At 71.7% G+C, this 16882-nt stretch carries 12 protein-coding genes and 1 pseudogene; 3 read left to right on the forward strand and 10 right to left on the reverse strand.

Annotated features, from left to right (window positions below; all coding sequences use genetic code 11):
• Nucleotides 1-18: 18 nt before the first annotated feature.
• Nucleotides 19-1227, reverse strand: coding sequence for a pyridoxal phosphate-dependent aminotransferase (locus tag OHB41_RS35400; protein ID WP_266702855.1), 1209 nt, complete (start codon nt 1225-1227; stop codon nt 19-21).
• Nucleotides 1228-1312: 85 nt separating this feature from the next.
• Here OHB41_RS35400 and OHB41_RS35405 point away from each other — a divergent pair, with 85 nt between their 5' ends.
• Complete coding sequence (locus OHB41_RS35405) at nt 1313-1945, forward strand: winged helix-turn-helix transcriptional regulator (protein ID WP_266702857.1); 633 nt, start codon at nt 1313-1315, stop codon at nt 1943-1945.
• 502 nt (nt 1946-2447) lie between these two features.
• Here OHB41_RS35405 and OHB41_RS35410 read toward each other — a convergent pair.
• From OHB41_RS35410 to OHB41_RS35420, 3 genes are read right to left on the reverse strand one after another with little or no spacing between them, the layout of a single operon-like run.
• Nucleotides 2448-3263 carry a hypothetical protein gene (locus tag OHB41_RS35410; RefSeq protein ID WP_266702859.1) on the reverse strand — a complete coding sequence of 272 codons (816 nt, stop codon included), beginning with the start codon at nt 3261-3263 and terminating at the stop codon, nt 2448-2450.
• Nucleotides 3263-4528: a VWA domain-containing protein gene (locus tag OHB41_RS35415; protein ID WP_266702861.1), complete on the reverse strand. Its 1266-nt coding sequence runs from the start codon at nt 4526-4528 to the stop codon at nt 3263-3265. The genes OHB41_RS35410 and OHB41_RS35415 overlap by 1 nt, the downstream gene beginning before the upstream one ends.
• 44 nt (nt 4529-4572) lie before the next feature.
• The gene (locus tag OHB41_RS35420) at nt 4573-6075 is read right to left on the reverse strand and encodes an IucA/IucC family protein (RefSeq protein WP_266702863.1); all 1503 of its coding nucleotides are present in this window, start codon (nt 6073-6075) and stop codon (nt 4573-4575) included.
• A gap of 84 nt (nt 6076-6159) precedes the next feature.
• On the opposite strand from OHB41_RS35420, the gene OHB41_RS35425 reads away from it, so the two are divergent.
• Nucleotides 6160-7824, forward strand: coding sequence for an IucA/IucC family protein (locus OHB41_RS35425; RefSeq protein WP_526024999.1), 1665 nt, complete (start codon nt 6160-6162; stop codon nt 7822-7824).
• Nucleotides 7825-8000: 176 nt separating this feature from the next.
• On the opposite strand, the gene OHB41_RS35430 is transcribed toward OHB41_RS35425, so the two are convergent.
• From OHB41_RS35430 to OHB41_RS35440, 3 genes are all read right to left on the reverse strand, one after another.
• On the reverse strand, nt 8001-8963 hold the full coding sequence (locus tag OHB41_RS35430; RefSeq protein WP_266702868.1) for a cytochrome P450 family protein: 963 nt from the start codon (nt 8961-8963) through the stop codon (nt 8001-8003).
• A gap of 716 nt (nt 8964-9679) precedes the next feature.
• Entirely contained in the window at nt 9680-10228 is a 549-nt protein-coding gene (locus OHB41_RS35435; protein ID WP_266702870.1) for a DUF1062 domain-containing protein, read from the reverse strand.
• 301 nt (nt 10229-10529) lie between these two features.
• Nucleotides 10530-11075 carry an FUSC family protein gene (locus tag OHB41_RS35440; RefSeq protein WP_266702872.1) on the reverse strand — a complete coding sequence of 182 codons (546 nt, stop codon included), beginning with the start codon at nt 11073-11075 and terminating at the stop codon, nt 10530-10532.
• 417 nt (nt 11076-11492) lie between these two features.
• On the opposite strand from OHB41_RS35440, the gene OHB41_RS35445 reads away from it, so the two are divergent.
• Nucleotides 11493-13787 carry an ATP-binding protein gene (locus tag OHB41_RS35445; protein ID WP_266702874.1) on the forward strand — a complete coding sequence of 765 codons (2295 nt, stop codon included), beginning with the start codon at nt 11493-11495 and terminating at the stop codon, nt 13785-13787.
• Here the strand turns inward: OHB41_RS35445 and OHB41_RS35450 are convergent.
• From OHB41_RS35450 to OHB41_RS52070, 3 genes and pseudogenes are all read right to left on the reverse strand, one after another.
• The gene (locus tag OHB41_RS35450) at nt 13769-14236 is read right to left on the reverse strand and encodes a response regulator (protein ID WP_266702876.1); all 468 of its coding nucleotides are present in this window, start codon (nt 14234-14236) and stop codon (nt 13769-13771) included. The two genes, OHB41_RS35445 and OHB41_RS35450, sit on opposite strands and share 19 nt — an antisense overlap.
• Nucleotides 14233-16005, reverse strand: coding sequence for a PP2C family protein-serine/threonine phosphatase (locus tag OHB41_RS35455; protein WP_266702878.1), 1773 nt, complete (start codon nt 16003-16005; stop codon nt 14233-14235). The genes OHB41_RS35450 and OHB41_RS35455 overlap by 4 nt, the downstream gene beginning before the upstream one ends.
• Before the next feature lie 270 nt (nt 16006-16275).
• Nucleotides 16276-16733, reverse strand: a pseudogene (locus OHB41_RS52070) (maleylpyruvate isomerase N-terminal domain-containing protein).
• Nucleotides 16734-16882: the final 149 nt, after the last annotated feature.

The following is a 16882-nucleotide window of genomic DNA, read 5'->3' on the forward strand; positions in this document are numbered from 1 at the left end:
GGCGTCGGGCGTCCGCCGCTACTGCCGGTACCCGCTCAGGAACCGGCCGATCCGGCTGATCGCCGCGTCCAGGTCGTCGGCGTGCGGGAGGGTGAGGATGCGGAAGTGGTCGGGCCGGGGCCAGTTGAAACCGGTGCCCTGGACGACCTGGATCTTCTCGCGGAGCAGCAGGTCCAGGACGAACCGCTCGTCGTCGTGGATCCGGTGCACCTCGGGGTCGATGCGCGGGAAGGCGTACAGCGCGCCCTTCGGCTTGACGCAGGAGACGCCCGGGATCTCGTTGAGCTTCTCCCAGGCCCGGTCGCGCTGTTCGCGCAGCCGGCCGCCCGGCGCCGTCAGTTCGTGGATGGACTGGCGGCCGCCGAGCGCGGCCTGGATGGCGTACTGGGCGGGCGCGTTGGCGCACAGGCGCATGGAGGCGAGCATCGTCAGCCCCTCCAGGTAGTTGCGGGCGTGCTGCTTGGGGCCTGTCACCACCAGCCAGCCCGAGCGGAAGCCCGCCACCCGGTACGTCTTCGACAGACCGCAGAAGGTCAGGACCACCAGGTCGGGGGCGAGCGCGGCGGCCGAGTGGTGGACCGCGTCGTCGTAGAGGATCTGGTCGTAGATCTCGTCCGCGAAGACCATCAGTCCGTGCCGGCGCGCGAGGTCGAGGATGCCCTCGATGATCTCCTTGGGATAGACGGCGCCGGTGGGGTTGTTCGGGTTGATGATGACGACGGCGCGTGTCCGGTCGGTGATCTTCGACGCCATGTCGGCGAGGTCCGGGTACCAGTCCGACTGTTCGTCGCAGAGGTAGTGCACGGCCTTGCCGCCCGCGAGCGTGGTGACGGCCGTCCAGAGCGGGAAGTCGGGTGCGGGGATGAGGACTTCGTCGCCGTCCTCAACCAGGGCCTGGACGGCCATCGAGACGAGTTCGGAGACGCCGTTGCCGAGGAAGACGTCGTCCACGCCCACCTCCAGACCACGGTCCTGGTAGCGCTGGGCGACGGCCCGGCGGGCGGAGAGGACACCGCGCGAATCGGTGTACCCGTGTGCCTGGGGGAGCATCCGGATCATGTCCTGGAGGATCTCCTCCGGTGCCTCGAAACCGAAGAGCGCGGGGTTGCCGGTGTTGAGGCGCAGCACGCTGTGGCCGGCCGCCTCCAGTGCGTCGGCGTGCTCGATCACCGGGCCGCGGATCTCGTAACAGACCTCGCTGAGTTTGCTGGACTGCCGGAACTCCATGCGCTGCGCCCTCCGGTTCGTGGTGTTGCTTGGTTTTACCAAGTAGGTGCTTGGAAAGTCCAACAACGTGTCTAGACTGCGTCGCATGTCACCTCGCCGAAGCTACGACCAGTACTGTTCCGCGGCCCGCGCGCTCGACGCCGTCGGTGACCGCTGGACCCTCCTGATCGTCCGCGAGCTGCTCGGCGGCCCGCGCCGCTACACCGACCTGCACGCGGATCTGCCCGGCGTGAGCACGGACGTCCTCGCCTCCCGGCTCCGGGACATGGAGCGCGACGGGCTGACCACCCGGCGCAGGCTGCCGCCGCCCGGCGCCGCCTACGTCTACGAACTCACCGACCGTGGGCGCGAGTTGCTCCCGGTGCTGCAGGCGCTCGGTGAATGGGGCGCGCCCGCCCTCGGCGAGCGCCGGGCCACCGACGCCGTACGGGCGCACTGGTTCGCGCTGCCGCTGCTGCGGGGCCTGGCGGAGGAGGGCGAGGGACTGGTCGAAGTCCGGCTGGACGAGGGTGAGTTCCATGTACGACTGGGGGTCCAGGACGGCCCGGTGTACGGGGACGGGCCCGCCCCGCAGGAGCCGGACGTCCGGCTGTCGCTGGACACCGTGACCTGTACGGCGGTGAGCCGCGGGACCTCGACCGTCCTGGAGGCGGTGCGTGAGGGCCGTATCGGGGTCACGGGGGAGGGCACCCTCGCCAAGGTGCTGCGCGGAGAGTGACACCGGTACGCCGCCCGCGCGTCCGGTGGCCGACGCGTACTCCCTGGCGGTGCCGTGCCGCCCGCGCCAGACACTTCCAGGGCGTTCGAAAACATTGCGGGCGGCGGGGCGGCGACCGCAGGGTGGCAACCCCGGGTGGTTCGACCGCCGTTACGACGACGGCGGGCCGCACGAGCGTGGGAGCGTCCCGCACGCCACCTGCCCGCACGGGGGACGGGCTGAACGGGGGACGGGGGCCCGCCGTGCTGTGGGGGGAGCGCGGCGGGCCCTCGCCGTCGCAGGGGCGTCCACGCCGAACGTGCGGACGTCCACGCCCCGTACGGCACTAGGTCGTGTTGCGAAAGTCCCGCCTGCCTCGCGGCGCCTGGCACGCCCTGTCGCCGCACCGGGCGAAAACCCGGGTACGTCCAGTACGCGGGCTTCCGCCCGGCACGCCGAGAGCACGCACCGGACGCCGCGAGGCCCGCCCTCCGGGCGGACGACGGGACTTTCGCAACACGCCCTAGACGCCCGGGGGCACCCGGGAGGGCCGTCCCGACCCACGGGTCAGCGCGTAGCCGCCGATGCCCGCGAGCGCCGCGAGGATGCCGCCGATCGCGGTCCACACCCAGCGGTCGGACCACCAGCCGGAGGTCCAGCCGTCGTCGGGCTCGATCGACGACAGCGCGGTCTTCGACGAGCCGGAAGCGGAGTCGGACTCCTTGGCGCTCGTCGCGATCCCCGGCACCAGCGGCTTGCCCAGCGAACCGTCCACCGCCGCCGCGCCGCCGATGTCCTTGGAGTCGACCTTCACCTCCGCGCCGACCGGAAGGCCCAGTTCGGACGCCGGCAGCCCGGTGGCCGTCAGCCGGATGTAGTACGTGCCCGGCAGCGGGTCGTCGGCCCAGGTCTCCGACCACGCGCGCACGGTGCGCAGGGTGCAGGACAGCTCCACACCGGCCGCGTCCTGCGCCGCGGTCCGCGTCTGCGCCCCGTACTGGCACGCCTGACGCCGCCGCAGCCCGTCGTACACGTCGACCTGCCAGGTCTCGGCGGCCCCGCGCGTGGAGGCCTCCGGGAGCTTCACCGTGGCCTTCACGGTGGGCCGTTGACCGGCGTCCGCGGGGAAGGACCAGTACAGGTAGTCGCCCGCGGACCCGCTGGCGGTGGCCTGAGAGCCCTGCTCGATCTCGGTCGCCGTACGGAACGACGTACCTGCCCGGGTGGGCGCGCTGTCATCGCCCGACGGGCTCGGGGAGGGGGAGGAGTCGGCGACGGCGGGTGCCGCCGCGGCCCCGAGCAGCAGCAGAGCCGTACTCAACACATGTCCGAAACGCATCAGTTGGTCCTCCAGACCGCGATCCGCAGGCGCGAGATCCAGCCCCACAGCACACCCGCGAGGAAGCCGATGACCACGAGGGCGCCGAGCAGCCACCAGCCGCGCCCGAGGCCGAAGGAGGCCACGTCGCTCGCCTGGTCCGGGCCGTCGACGACGTCGACCGTCAGTTCCAGCGGCATGCCGGGCGTGGTCTTCACACCGCCGGTCGCCGAGAAGGAGTTGGACACCTGGAGGCACACGGTCTCGGCCGGGGCGGCATCGTCGTCGCTCTCCGCCTTCGGATAGCGCAGACCGGTCGAGATGACGTCGGTACGGCCGTTGCCGGCCGCCTCGCCCCGCACGATCTCCCGTCCGTGCACCGTGACGGCGCGCAGCAGCACCCCGTAGTCGGGGTTGACCGCGCGGTCGGCCGCGACGCTCACCGAGGCGCGCAGCTCCTTGCCCGGCTCGACGTCCACCCGGTACCAGCGGTGCTGCGCGAACTCCTCACGGTCGGTGTAGAGCCCGGACTTCAGCGCCGGGGCCTCGGCGCAGGCGTCGGCGCCCTCGACGGCGACCGGCGTCGCCACCGGATCGGCCGCCCGGTCCACCAACTGCCCGACCCGGTCGGTGAGTTCCTCCTTGTGCTGGACCGAGGTGTAGGTGCCCCCGGTCGCGTCCGCGATACAGCTGAGCTGGTCGCGGGTCTTGGCGTCGGGCACCAGCCCGAGGGTGTCGATGGTGAGACCGACCCCCTTGGCGGCGATCTCCCGGGCCACCTCGCAGGGGTCGAGCGGCTGGCAGGTGTCCTCGCCGTCGCTGATGAGGACGATGCGCCGGGTGCCGTCGCCGCCGTCGAGGTCGTCGGCGGCCTTGAGCAGCGCGGGGCCGATCGGTGTCCAGCCGGTGGGCGTCAGGGTCGCGACGGCGGTCTTCGCCTCCGTGCGGTCCAGCGTCCCCACCGGGTACAACTGGGCGGTGTCCTTGCAGCCCGTCTTGCGGTCGTTCCCGCGGTAGTTGGCGCCGAGGGTGCGTATGCCGAGCTGGACCTCCTCGGGTGTCGCGTCGAGCACCTCGTTGAACGCCTGCTTCGCGGCGGACATCCGTGATCCGCCGTCGATGTCGCGCGCCCGCATCGAACCGCTGACGTCCAGCACGAGTTCGACCTTGGGGGCGGCCTGCGCCGCCGTTTCGTCGGCGACCGCTCCGGCCGGGAAGGCGATCCCGGCCGTCAGGGCGGCGAGCAGGGCGCAGACTCCTGCCGCCAGCCGTTGTCTTGTGATCATCGCCGGATCCTATTGATCAAAGGTACCGGGCTTCAAAACGATCTTCAGGAAGGGCGGTCGGTGAGCGGGTTGGGAAGCTGTGCCCAGATGTCCCCGGGAGTCTCCGGGGAGAGCCTCATCAGGGTCAACGCCTTGGTCGGCAGGGGCTCGTCGAGCAGCGCCGCGAGGTCCGGGGTGCGGGGCAGGTCGTCCACCACGGTCCCCAGGTCTTCGCGCAGCACGGCCGAGGAGCCCGCCGTCGCGCCCAGCGCGCCGGCGACCAGGGAACCGAACAGCTTCCGGCGCAGGGTGGTCTCGTCGTCCGTGACGATCCGTCCGGACAACGCGGGGGCCGCGATGCCGTGCCGGGCGAGCCGGACCGGGCTGACGCGGATGTCCGCCAGGTCGCGGTAGACGAGCCGCAGCGGCTCATCGGAGGCGGACAGCACGACGAGGAGGTTCTGTCCGTGTGCCTCCAGGGCCACCCCCAGGTCGAGCAGCCGCAGCCCGACGGTGAGCGCGAGACGGGTGAACCGCGCCGTCCAGCCCGGGGACCGGGGGAGCCCGCTGGCCGCGAGGGCTGCCACCGGGACGACACGCTCGCCCGGGCGGGCATACAGGTCGGGGGACTCGCGCAGCACCGCCGCCAGAGCGGGGGAGTGGGCGGAGACGGCACCCAGGGTACGGGTCACGTGCAGCAGACCGTCCGTGCGCGCCGCGATCTCCGCCGCGAACGCCGAGACCGTCTCCGACGTCTCGATCGAGTAGACCGAGATGTCCCGGACGGAGGACGTCAGCCGGGCGCTCAGGGCCGTCTTGACGTGCGGGCCGTCCGGCAGCGCCAGCGTCCGCAGCGACATCAACGGATGTGCGGGGAAACCCTCCAGGTCACGCCGGTCGAGGACGTGTGCCGCCTGCCAGGGGTGCACCGGGATCAGCACACGGTCCTCGTCCCGTAGCCACTTGGGCCACTCGCCGCGCACGAGGCAGTCGTCCACGGCGACCAGCCCCAGCTCCACGACCGGCCGGTGCTCCGGCCCGTACGCGAGTTGCTCGGCCGCCGAGAACCCGGGACGGGAGCGGCAGTTGGGGTGGTAGGGATGCCCGTCGACCACCCGCTGCTCCCACTCCCAGCTCGCCGCGGGTTCGCGCCCGGCCGGGGCGGGCCGCGCCCGGGACAGGGCCAACGAGGCCGCGCTGTGGGCGAGTTCGGCCGCGAAGGCGGGGGCGTGCGGGACCGCCAGGGCCGTCATCAGCCGGTCCGGACGGTCGTACGACCGGTCGTCGAGCCGCAGCTCGGTGACGTACGCCGTGGTGGCGTACGGGTCCGCGTGCGGGCCGTGCAGCCGCCGCCCGTCGGCGAGGTGCAGCGTGAGACCCTCGCGCCCCCGCTCGCGGCGCGCGATCCACGGCATCGGCTCATGGGCCAGCGCCCGCCACAGCCGGGTCAGCACGGCGGCCCGGGCGCCTGGGAGGCCGGCCGCGTACGGCGCCGACAGGTCCGGGCGCACGGTCCTCAGCTCGTCGGCGAGCGCGGCTTCGGCCTCGGGCCTGGGGAGACGGTGCACGGTCGGGCTCCTTGGATACGGGGACTGCGTCGCGGTCGCCCGCGCCGACAGACATAATGATCACCAGTGCACCGTAGGGAACGAATGGATCGCGTGGATTCCATGCCGCCCAGACTGCCTCCGCCCGCCGGGAGCGACGGAGAAGGTGAAGACACCGCCGACGCGTACGCCGCGGCGCCGCTGCTCAATTGTCTGCTGCGGGAGGCGGCGGAGCCCGCCGGGGACCCCGGTGCGTTCCGGCTGCGGGCCAGTGGCCGGCTGCTGCGTGTGCGGGGCACACGACGGCCCCGCGCCCCCGAGGTGTACGCCGACGGCGCCTGGCAGCGGCTCGACCACACCGCGCTGGTCAAGCTCACGGCGGAGGAACTGCGCCTCCTCACGCACCTGTCCAACTCCGAGCTGCCCGCGGAGATGAACGACAGCCGTGACACGGTGGCCGCGCTGCTCGCCGCGCGCTCCGCCGCGACGCCGCCGGCCGACCCGTACACGCGCTCTGAGCAGTCCCTGATCACCGGGCATCCGTACCACCCGGCGCCCAAGGCGCGCGGCGGCGGCCCCGTCGCCGGCTGGCTGCCGTACGCGCCCGAGGCGTACGCCCGCTTCCCGCTGGAGCTGCTCGGCGTGCGCGAGGACGCGGTCGTCGAGGAGGGCGACACGACGCCGCTCGACGTCCTCGGACAGGCGCCGGCCGGCTACCGGCTGCTGCCGGCCCACCCCTGGCAGCTCGACCTGGTCGGGTCCCGTCCGGAGATCCGGGCCGCCTTCGCCGACGGCCGGCTGGTCCGCCTCGGCCGCACGGCGCGCCCGCTGTGGCCGACGGCCGCCATCCGCACGCTGTACGCCCCCGAGGACGACCTCTTCGTCAAGTTCAGTCTCGACGTGCGCATCACCAACGACATCCGCCGGCTGTGGCGGCACGACCTGCTGAAACTGCGCCGCACGGACGCGGCGACCGCGGCGGCCTTCACCGCCATGAGCAGCCCGGCGAGCATTCCCACGGACCGCCCGGACCTTCCGGACCGCCCGGACCTTCCGGACCGCCCGGACCTTCCGGCGAGCGCCCACACCGATCCGCCGTCGTGGACTGCCACGGACCGCACGCCGGGCAGCCGCGCCGCGTGGCTGAGCGACCGCGGCTACCGCACCGCCGACTTCGCCTTCGAGGAACTCGCCGTCCTCGTCCGCGACGGGCTGCGCCGGCACGTCGCCCCCGGCACCACACCCCTGCTCGCGGCCGCCCTGGTGGAAGGCTTCGACGGCAGCCCGCTCGACGGTCTCGGCGATCCGTCCGCCTGGTGGACGGCGTATCTGCGTGCGGTCGTACCGCCGGTGCTGGAGGCGTTCGCGCGCCACGGCGTCGTCCTGGAGGCGCACCTCCAGAACACCCTCGTCGCCGTGGACGCCGCCGGCACACCCGCCCAGGCGCTGTTCCGGGACGCGGAGGGCGTGAAACTCCTGACGGACGTGGACCGGGCCGCGGGGTGGGAACGGCTGGTCTACTGCCTGATCGTCAACAACGTGCTCGAGCTGGCCGCCCTGCTCGCGGAGCAGCACTCGGGCTGGGACCCCTGGCCCGCCGTACGGACCGCACTGGCCGGGCACGGCCTGCCCGGGATCACGGACGAGATCACCGACCTGCTCACCGCCCCCACCCTCCCCGGCAAGACGAACCTGCTGCTCCGCTGGACCGGCGCGGACGGTGCCGACGCCCGCTATCTGCCGCTGCCGAACCCGCTTGCGCGCGCCTGACCGGCCCGCGCGGACCGCCACCGCCACCGGCTGTCGCGGGGCTCGGCGGGGCACGGCGTGGGACGGCGGGGCACGGACCGAGCGGGCCTCCTCAGGGGGTCTTCGACACGTAGTCCCCGAGGGAAAGCGGGACACGGGATACGCGACACGGGTGCCGTACGCCGGTCGGATTCGGCCTAGGGCGTCGCGGGAACCGGGGTGTAGGTGACGGGCAGGCTGACCGGTCCGCGCATGAGGCCGACAGGTATCAACGGAATGTCGGCCGGCGGCACCGCCGTGGTCAGATCCGGGAAGCGGCGCAGGAGTGTCCCGAGACCGACCTCCGCCTCCAGCCGGGCCAGCGGCGCGCCGAGGCAGTGGTGGATGCCGTGTCCGAACGACAGGTGACGGACGGCGGGGCGGCTCACGTCGAGGACGTCGCGGTCCCTCTCCGTCATGGCGGGGTCGGCCCGCCCGACCGAGGTCGGTGCCACCACGACGGCACCTCCGCGCGGGATCCGGGCGCCACCGAGGGTGATCTCCTCGGCCGCGTACCGCATCGGTGTGAACTCGACCGGCGGATCGAACCGCAGTAACTCCTCGACGGCGCCGGGCAGGAGCTCCGGCCGCTCGCGCAGCCGCCGTGCCTGCTCGGGGTGGCGTAACAGCGCCACCATGGCGTTGCCCAGGAGGTTCACCGTCGTGTCGTGACCGGCCACCACCAGGAGGTTCGCGGTGCCCACCAGTTCGGCCTTCGACAGCCGGCCCTCCCGCTGGTCGTACACCGCGGTGAGGGCGGACAGCAGGTGGTCACCGGGCGAGCGCTGTTTCTCCGAGACGAGTTCGGCCAGATAGCCGTTGAGCTCGACGAAGGCCTCCCGCTGCTTCTCCGACGTCGAACCCAGGGCCTGGGACGTCCAGGCGCGGAACGAGGCGCGGCCGTCCTCCGGCACGCCCAGCAGTTCCGAGATGACCTGGACGGGAAGCGGGCCGGTGAACGACCGGACGAGGTCGGCGGTGCCCAGCGGCGCCATGGCGTCGGCGAGGCTCTCGGCGATCTCCGCGACGCGAGGCCGCAGCGCCTCGATCCGGGGTCTGGTGAACGCGGCCGCCACCAGACCGCGCAGCCGGGTGTGGTCGGGCGGGTCGGCGTTGAGCATGTTGACACCCAGACCGGACTCCGGCCGATGCGCGGTGAATCCGACCGCTTCGAGGGCGTCGGCGGCCGGCGTCGCGTCCTTTGAGCAGAGCGGGGTGGGTCAGAGCGACCTTCGCCAGTTCGTGGTCCACCACCACCCAGGTGTCGAGGCCGCGCAGGATCCGCACCTTGTGGATGGGACCGCGGGCACGCAGTTCCGCGTACCGGTCGTGCGCGTCGGCCTTGAAGGCGTTGTCCAGCACGGTGATGTCGTCGTGGTCGGTCGTGGTCATGTTCGTTCCTCCTGTCCAAGTGCGGTGTGTCTGCCGGGGCTTGGGACCGGGGCGTGCCACGGGCATCGGTGGCGGGTCGGCGGGGGAACCGTCGGTGACCGCGACGGACGCCCCGTCGGCCGCACGGGCGGCACGAGGCCGGCGTGCCGGTGCCGGCGTCCACGAGCCGGCCGGGGTCCTCCCCCTCGACGATCACACTCGACCACTATGGTCACCTCACGCCGGAGGGGGAGGCCCATCCGCCAGATAGCCTGGGAAAATGCTCACGGACGGGACTCCGACCGGGCCGGCGCGACTGCCTCCCGGCCCCGACACGTCGGTCCGCCCTCGTGTTCGTGATGTCGAGGCCGTCGCCTCCGAGTTCGGTGTGGAGACGAAGACGTCGCGCCGCCGTCAGGGCCTGCCCGGCGGATCGTGCCGGACAGGCCCGTGTCCCGAGGTGGGCTCAGCGCTTGAGCGTGAAGGTGAAGTCGCCGGAGAGCCTGCCGCTCAGCCGGACCGCCGAGACGACTTTCCCCTCCGTGATCAGTCTCTCCACCTCGGCCCGTGAGAGACCGCAACCTTCAGCGATCAGTCGTACGGGCCGGACAGGGATCCGCGCCGCGAGGCGGACCGAGACGTCGATCGCCTCGCGGTCCAGGTGAGCCGATCCGCCGGTGTCCAGGCGCCAGGCGTTGTCCCAGTCGAGGGTGATGCGATTACGGCGCTGCACGACCGGATCCTGGAGCAGCTCAGCGGTCAGGCCAAGGTCGTTGTCATGCAGCCGGTCGAGCAGCTCAGATCGTACGGAGCGCACGTTCATCCGCTCCAGGACCGTGAGTTTCGTGGTGTCCCCGCAAGTGGTGCAGAGCGCGAGGAGCCAGGCGTCGATGAGCTTGTGGTGTGCGTTGACGCGAAATTTTCCGCTCGCCCGGAAGCGCTCGGACGCGCACGCGTGGCAACGGCGGCGAACGAGCGGCAGGCAGGTGGGAACGACCACCCAGTTTTCGAGCACAGAAGTACACCGGTTTCAGTGAGAAGTCCGCAGCAAAAAGGAGCGCGGCGCACATGCGCGACGCGCGACAGATCAGCGCTCGGGAGGTCTCACAGGGTGTACAACGGCACGTCCTTGACCGACGACTTGGTTCGGCAGCACGGTAATGGCGCGCAGCGGCGTCCCTCCACCGGTTTTCGAGCGCCTCACCGCCGCTGGGGCCAGGATCGAACCGCGCGTGAGGGAAGGCGAGTTCGGAGCAGTCGAGAGCTCGCCCCGTGAAGGCACGAGTGGTCGGTCGGCGCGGGTCGCGGCCGGTCGGTCAGGTGGGTGGAGAGCCGCGGTCCCTGCCTGTCCACTTGCCGATCCGATGCACGATGACCAGCGTGACGATTCCCGCGGCTACGCCGATGGCGGTGTCGGCCAGACGGAGGAGCGGCTGTTTCCAGGCCTCGTGCGGGCTCAGTCCCGCGACGACCATGACGACAGTGGTGGTGATGGCGGCGGTCGCCTCGTCACCCGGCCGTCCGACCAGGCCGGGCACCAGGACGCTCAGGCTCACGAGCAGGGCGAGGCCCCAGATGTGGAAGGGCAGGAACACGAGGTAGACCAGACACAGTGCGAAGCTGACGAGCGTCGCCGACATACGGGCGACCGCCGCCGCAAGGCTCTTCCCTTCGCATTCCCGGCACACGAAAATCGCGGAGATCGCAGCCCACATGCCGCCGAGTTGGACGTCCTCGTACGACTGGTGGGCGCCCGACCAGATGTTGGTGGCCGCCCAGTAGCTCAGCAGACCGGCCAGGCCGACCTCGATCGCGTACGTCAGCAGCTTGGCGTTCCCCGCCTTTGGCGAACCCGCGCTCACCGCCGCCCTCCGACCGCCGCCTCAGGATCCACCGGGTGCCTCGCTCTCACCGGCGAGCGGAAAGCGGCTCGGGTCGGGTAGGTGTGCAAAGAGGTGAATTACGGTGTTTATCGTGTGAATCTACCATGAAGGCATGCCCCGTGCCCGTGTCGGCCTCGCCGCCCGACCCCTCCTGGCCGAAGTGCCGCGAGCGTCACCCCGGCGCGACCACTGCCGCGTCGGGGGAGGCGTCCGCCGCGACGCCGTTCCCCGACCGCCTCGACATCATTTGACGGAGGGCTGCCGGCAGAGGGCCGCGTCCGACCGGGGAGAACGAGGGTGTGTGCTGCCGGGCCGTCCCCGGGTGCCGTGGAAGGATCTCGGCGGGCCCGACGGCCGACCAAGAGCGGATCGAGAACACGGTACGTGGGAGAAGAGATGTCCCATCCGGACCCGGGGCGGGAGGCCGAGGCCGCGGCGGCCATGGGCTTCGATCTCGGCGAATGCGTCCAGGAGCCCATTCATCTGCTGGGCAGGATCCAGTCCCACGGCACCCTGCTCGCGGTGGAGGCCGACACCGGCACCGTGGACACCGCGGCCCTGAACACCGGTTGCCTGCTGGGGATCGAGGCCCAGGAGCTGGTCGGGGGACCCGTCACGCGGGTGCTGTCCCCCGAGGACTGGGCCGAGGCCCTTGAGGCCGGCGCTCAGCACGAGGCAGTGAGCTTGGTTCTCCCTGTCTCCATCGACGCGGCCGGCGACCCCCGGATGTTCGACGTGACCGCACACCGGCAGGGGCCTCTTCTGATCCTGGAGTGCGAGCCGCGAGCCGTTGCGCTGCCGCACTTCGCGCGCTACTACCAGGGGGTCAGGCGAGCCCTGACCCGGCTCCGGTCGTCGACGTCGGCCATCGAGTGCTGCCAGGCGGCCACCCGTGAGATCCGGGCGCTGACCGGCTTCGACCGTGTCGTCGCCTACCGCTTCGAGGGCGAGGACGGGCCGGGCGAGGTTGTCGCGGAGGAACTCACCGACGGCCACGAGCCCTGGCTGGGACTCTGGTTCCCCGCCAGTGACATCCCGCCCCAGGCGCGGCGGCTCTACCGCGACAACTGGATCCGGGTGATCGCCGACGTGGACGACGTCAGCGTGGGCCTGCACCCCCCTCGACAGGCCGGCTCGGGCCTGCCACTGGACCTGTCGAACTCGGTCCTGCGCACCGTGTCGGGCTTTCATCTGGAGTACCTGCGGAACATCGGTGTGAAGTCGTCGATGTCGGTGAGCGTCCTCCGGGAGGGCGGGCTCTGGGGGCTGATCGCCTGTCATGGTGACACCGCCACCACCGTTTCCCCGGAACTGCGGGCGGCATGTGAGTTCTTCGGTGTCGCGTTCTCCCTGCAACTCGCGGCCATCGAGGAACGGCAGCAGGCCGAAGCGCTCGCCGCGTCCCGCGAACGGCTCGACCGGATCGTCTCCCGGGTCACGTCCGATCTGGGGACCTCGCTCCTGACGGGCGACGACGCCCTCAGAACACTGCTGGACGCCGATGGCGCGGCGCTCTGCCGGGGCGGACGCGGCCACTTCAGCGGGATGACCGTCGCGCCCGCTCTGCTGGAGACCCTCCAGGCGCACGCGTCAGGGCTGTCACCGGGCACGGTCTGGAGTACGGACCGCCTCTCCGGGGAACCGGACCGCCCCGGCGGCGACCTGACGAGCGGTCCGGCGGGAGTCCTGATGGTGACGCTGAGCCGCTCGGGCGACTTCCTCGCCTGGTTCCGCAGGGAGCGTCCCACCGCCCGCCAATGGGCCGCCGACCCTTCCAAACCCGTCCAGGCCGGCCCGCGGGGCGAGCGGCTCACCCCTCGTGGATCAGGTGCCGTCTTCCGCGCGGTGGTACGTGGACAGAGCCCGCCCTGGACGCCGGCCGACCGTGCCACCGCGCAGGAGCTCTGGCGCGCGCTGACCGGTCTCGTACTCCGGCACGAGGCCGAACTGAGGGCGCTCAACGACCAGTTGCGCGTCGCGAACGCCGATCTCGACTCGTTCGCCCATGCGGCAGCCCACGACCTCAAGGAACCACTGCGGGGCATCTCCAACGCCGCGGCCTTCGTCGTCGAGGACGCGGCGGCGGATCTCGACGCGACGACCGTCCGGCGGATGCACACCATGCGGCGGCTGGCCGGCCGGATGGACGAACTGCTCGACTCGCTGCTGCATTTCGCCCGGCTGGGCCGGGGCGGCCTGCACCGCGTCCGTGTCCCACTGGACCGGGTGCTGGACTCCGCGCTGGAGGTGGCCGGGGAGCGTCTGGCCGAGGCCCGGGTGCGGGTCATCAGAAGAGATCTGCCCGAGGTGTACGCCGATGAGCACCGGCTCTACGAGGTCCTGGTCAACCTCCTGGTGAACGCGGCCAAGTACGCCGCCGACCAAGGAGATCGCACCGACCGCACCGTCGAGGTTCTCGTCGACACCCTCCGCACCCCGGCAGGCGGAACCCCCCGGCAGACCGTCGTGGTCCGCGACAACGGCATCGGCATTCCGGCCGACCGGCAAGCCGAGGTCTTCGAGCTGTTCCGCAGACTGCACGGGCCGGACGAGCGTGGTGGAGGCGCCGGCGTGGGCCTCGCGATCGTCAAACGGATCATCGAACGGCACGGCGGCGAGCTGTGGCTCGAAAGCGAACCAGGCCGCGGGACCAGTTTCTGCTTCACCCTGGGTCAAGGCGGCGGCGACTGAGCCGCCGGGCCCTCGTCCTCGCCCCGCGCTCTCTTCTGCCAGTAGTCCACGGCCCCCTTCAGAACGGTGCGGAAGAGCTCGAAGTTGACCGGCTTGTAGATGTAACTGTCGGCCCCCGCCGCGTAGGTCGCGTCGACCTCGTCCGGCGCGGCGGACGACGTGAAGACAACCACGGTCACGCGGTCCAGTTCGGGCATGGAGCGGATCGACCGGAGCACCGCGGCTCCGCTGAGGCCGGGCAGGTGCAGATCCAGGAGGACGAGCCCCGGTCGCCGGGTGGCTTCCCGCAACCGCTCCGCCACTCCGGCACCCCTGTCGGTGAATTCCAGCGTCAGACCCGGATGAGTGCGACCGAGCGCCCGCTGAATCGCCTCCGCGTCCTCCGCCGAATCCTCGACCACCCAGACGAAGTCGTGATCGATCCTCGGATCCCCGGACGACCCGCTCACGCGACCGCCTCCGCCTGTGCGACGAGCACGGCGATGTCGTCCGTACCCGCCGCCCGGAATTCCACCACAGCCGCCGCCAACCGTTCGGCGAACCCCTCGGCCTCACCGGCCCCCTCCCGCGTCACCGCGTCCCGCAGGCAGGATTCGAAGAACGTTCCATCGGCCGCTCTCGCCTCGGTCACCCCGTCGGTGAACAGCACCAGCGCGTCCCCCGGCGCCACGTGCGCCGATCCGGATCCGTACTCGATCTCCTCCAGCACACCGAGCAGATCCCCGTGGGCCGTGAGCTCCTCCACAGTGCCGTCCCCACGCCGCACCAGAGGCGCGGGATGTCCGGCACTCCAGTAGCGCAAGCGGAATCCCTTTCCCTCCGACACCAGCACCGCCACGAGCGCTGTCACGAAGCGGGACGTGCCCTCCCTGAGCAGCGCCCGGTTCAGTCGTCCCAGCGCGTGCTCGGGCGTACTGCCGTCCTCGAGCAGGGTGCCCAGGGTGTGGCGGGCCAGACCGGTGAGTGCCGCAGCCTCCGCCCCGCGACCGCACACGTCACCGACAAGGAGCGTCACACCGCCCTGTGCCCCCGGGACAGCGTCGTAGAAGTCACCGCCCACGTCGAGCGAGACGTCGCCCACCGCGTACGCCGAACTCAGAGCGAGCCCCGAGACCCGCGGCAGCTCTCTCGGCAGCAGATACCGCTGGAGGGAGATCACGTGCTGGCGCCGCTGTTCGTACAGGGTGCTGGTGTCGATGGCCAATGCGGCCCGGTCCGCGAGACCGGCGAGGAACCGCGAGGTCACCTCGGCGATGTCCCCCCGGTGGTAGAGGAACGTCAGCGTGCCCAGAGACCGGCCCCGGGCCTTGAGCGGATTCACACTGAGCGCTTGAACGGCCCGCCCCGTCCCGGACGAGGCGGGCCCGAAGGGTCCGCCGGCCAGCTCGACCCCTCGCAGCACCAGCCCCTCCCCGCGGCTGACGACGTGCTCCAACAGATCCGTGAGCCAGTGGTCCTCGGCCGCGATCGCACCGAGCCACCGCTGCTCGCCCGCGTCCACATGTGAGAAGGCCACGGGAGTCAGTCCGCCGGAAAGACGCAGATGGAGGACGCACCCCTCGGCGACAGCGGGAACAGCCGTCCGTGCCACCCGTCGCACGGTCTTCTCCACATCGAGGCTCGAATCCATCTGCAACGACGCCTCCGCCAGGAAGGCGTCACTCACCTGGCGCAGCTCATCCTCCCGCCGCGCCATGATGCGCCTGTCGGTGACCATGGTGACCTCGGCAACCTGCTTCAACCGGGCCCGTAGCGTCGCGTCGACCGTGTCGCTGTCCGCGGTGCCGACCATGAACGACGCCCAGTCGCCCTGCCCCATCGACACGGAGCACAGGGCCACGCTCCGCGCGCCCGCTGCCGCCAGAACCCGGACATACGGCATGGCGCCGTCGAGACCCGACACCTCGTGAACCGTGACGGTCGGATCGCCGTCCGGAGCCCCGGCGGCGGCAGCGTCGCCAAAATCCTGTTCGAATTCCACGAACGACAGCGTCGGCTCCGCCAGGGTGGCGCTCCGCAGACTGTGCAGCAGCCCACCGCTCCAGCGGGTGCCCACGACGGCCAGCACACCGGGCATACGGAGCAGCATGTCGTAGAGGGAGTCGGCCAGCCCTGTCACGTCATGCGCCCCGTCGGCGACACGCCAGAGCTCATGCAGACGGCCGGACCACCATTCGTCATCCGCCTGGCAGAAAGCCCTGTCCTCGTGCTGCTCCACCGCTGATCCGCCGTTCCGTATCACCGCTGCCGGCCCCGGACCACCAGGGAAACGCTATGTCACACGGCGGCTGAGCGCCTCCAGGCGCCGTCTCGGCGGTGGCGCCGCGCGGGGAGACGTGCGAGGCCGGAGGCCGCGTCGTCTCGTCCTATTCCTCCGGCTCCCGCGCGCGGAGCAGGTCGAGCGGACCCGCGACTCCGTCGATCCGCGGAGAGTCCACCGGGATACGGCCGTACACGAAGAGGACCAGGTCACTGGCCCTGCCGCACCTCACCCGGCAGCGGCTCCGGGGCACCCGCGGTGACCGGGGCGTCGTAGGTGCGCCGCGATCTCCTGGAGCTGGTGCCGGGCGACGGCGCCACAGGCCCGCGGCGACTGCGACGCACCCCACCACGTCCAGCAACCGCGATCCGGGCCGGCCTCCCGCAGCGTGTCCAGCAGCCTCTGCGTCGACGCGGCCAACCAGGCGGACACGGCCTCGCGCTCCCGGGGCGCGGCCGGAGCGCCCTTCGGCGCGGACTTGGCCGGGCGGCAGGCTCCGCGGCGACGGTGGCGGCCCAGGAACGGCGCCCCTCGCCCAGGTGCCGCACCAGATCGAACAACGTCCACTCCGGGCGGGTCGGCACCCGCACGTCGGGACCTGGCGCGGCGGCGACCGCGGCACGGAAGGCGGCCGACCGTTCGTCGGTCAGTCGCAGGAGAACGGGGAACGCGATCGTCGCCGTCACACGGACTCTCTCTCACCGCGTTCCGAGCACGGACAGGGATTTTCACAGGGCGACAGGTGTCAAATCAGACGGAACGTCAATTTCCCCTGGAATCCGCGGAACTGACGACATGCAGCGAACAAACGGAAGCAGGACATCGCCATGGCGGA

The sequence above is a fragment of the Streptomyces sp. NBC_01571 genome, from assembly GCF_026339875.1.
Taxonomy (GTDB): domain Bacteria; phylum Actinomycetota; class Actinomycetes; order Streptomycetales; family Streptomycetaceae; genus Streptomyces.

Coding starts and splice junctions, on each gene's coding strand:
- OHB41_RS35400 (WP_266702855.1), bottom strand. CDS start 1,227: ATGGAGTTCCGGCAGTCCAGCAAACTCAGCGAGGTCTGTTACGAGATC.
- OHB41_RS35405 (WP_266702857.1), top strand. CDS start 1,313: ATGTCACCTCGCCGAAGCTACGACCAGTACTGTTCCGCGGCCCGCGCG.
- OHB41_RS35410 (WP_266702859.1), bottom strand. CDS start 3,263: ATGCGTTTCGGACATGTGTTGAGTACGGCTCTGCTGCTGCTCGGGGCC.
- OHB41_RS35415 (WP_266702861.1), bottom strand. CDS start 4,528: ATGATCACAAGACAACGGCTGGCGGCAGGAGTCTGCGCCCTGCTCGCC.
- OHB41_RS35425 (WP_526024999.1), top strand. CDS start 6,160: ATGGATCGCGTGGATTCCATGCCGCCCAGACTGCCTCCGCCCGCCGGG.
- OHB41_RS35430 (WP_266702868.1), bottom strand. CDS start 8,963: ATGCTCAACGCCGACCCGCCCGACCACACCCGGCTGCGCGGTCTGGTG.
- OHB41_RS35445 (WP_266702874.1), top strand. CDS start 11,493: ATGTCCCATCCGGACCCGGGGCGGGAGGCCGAGGCCGCGGCGGCCATG.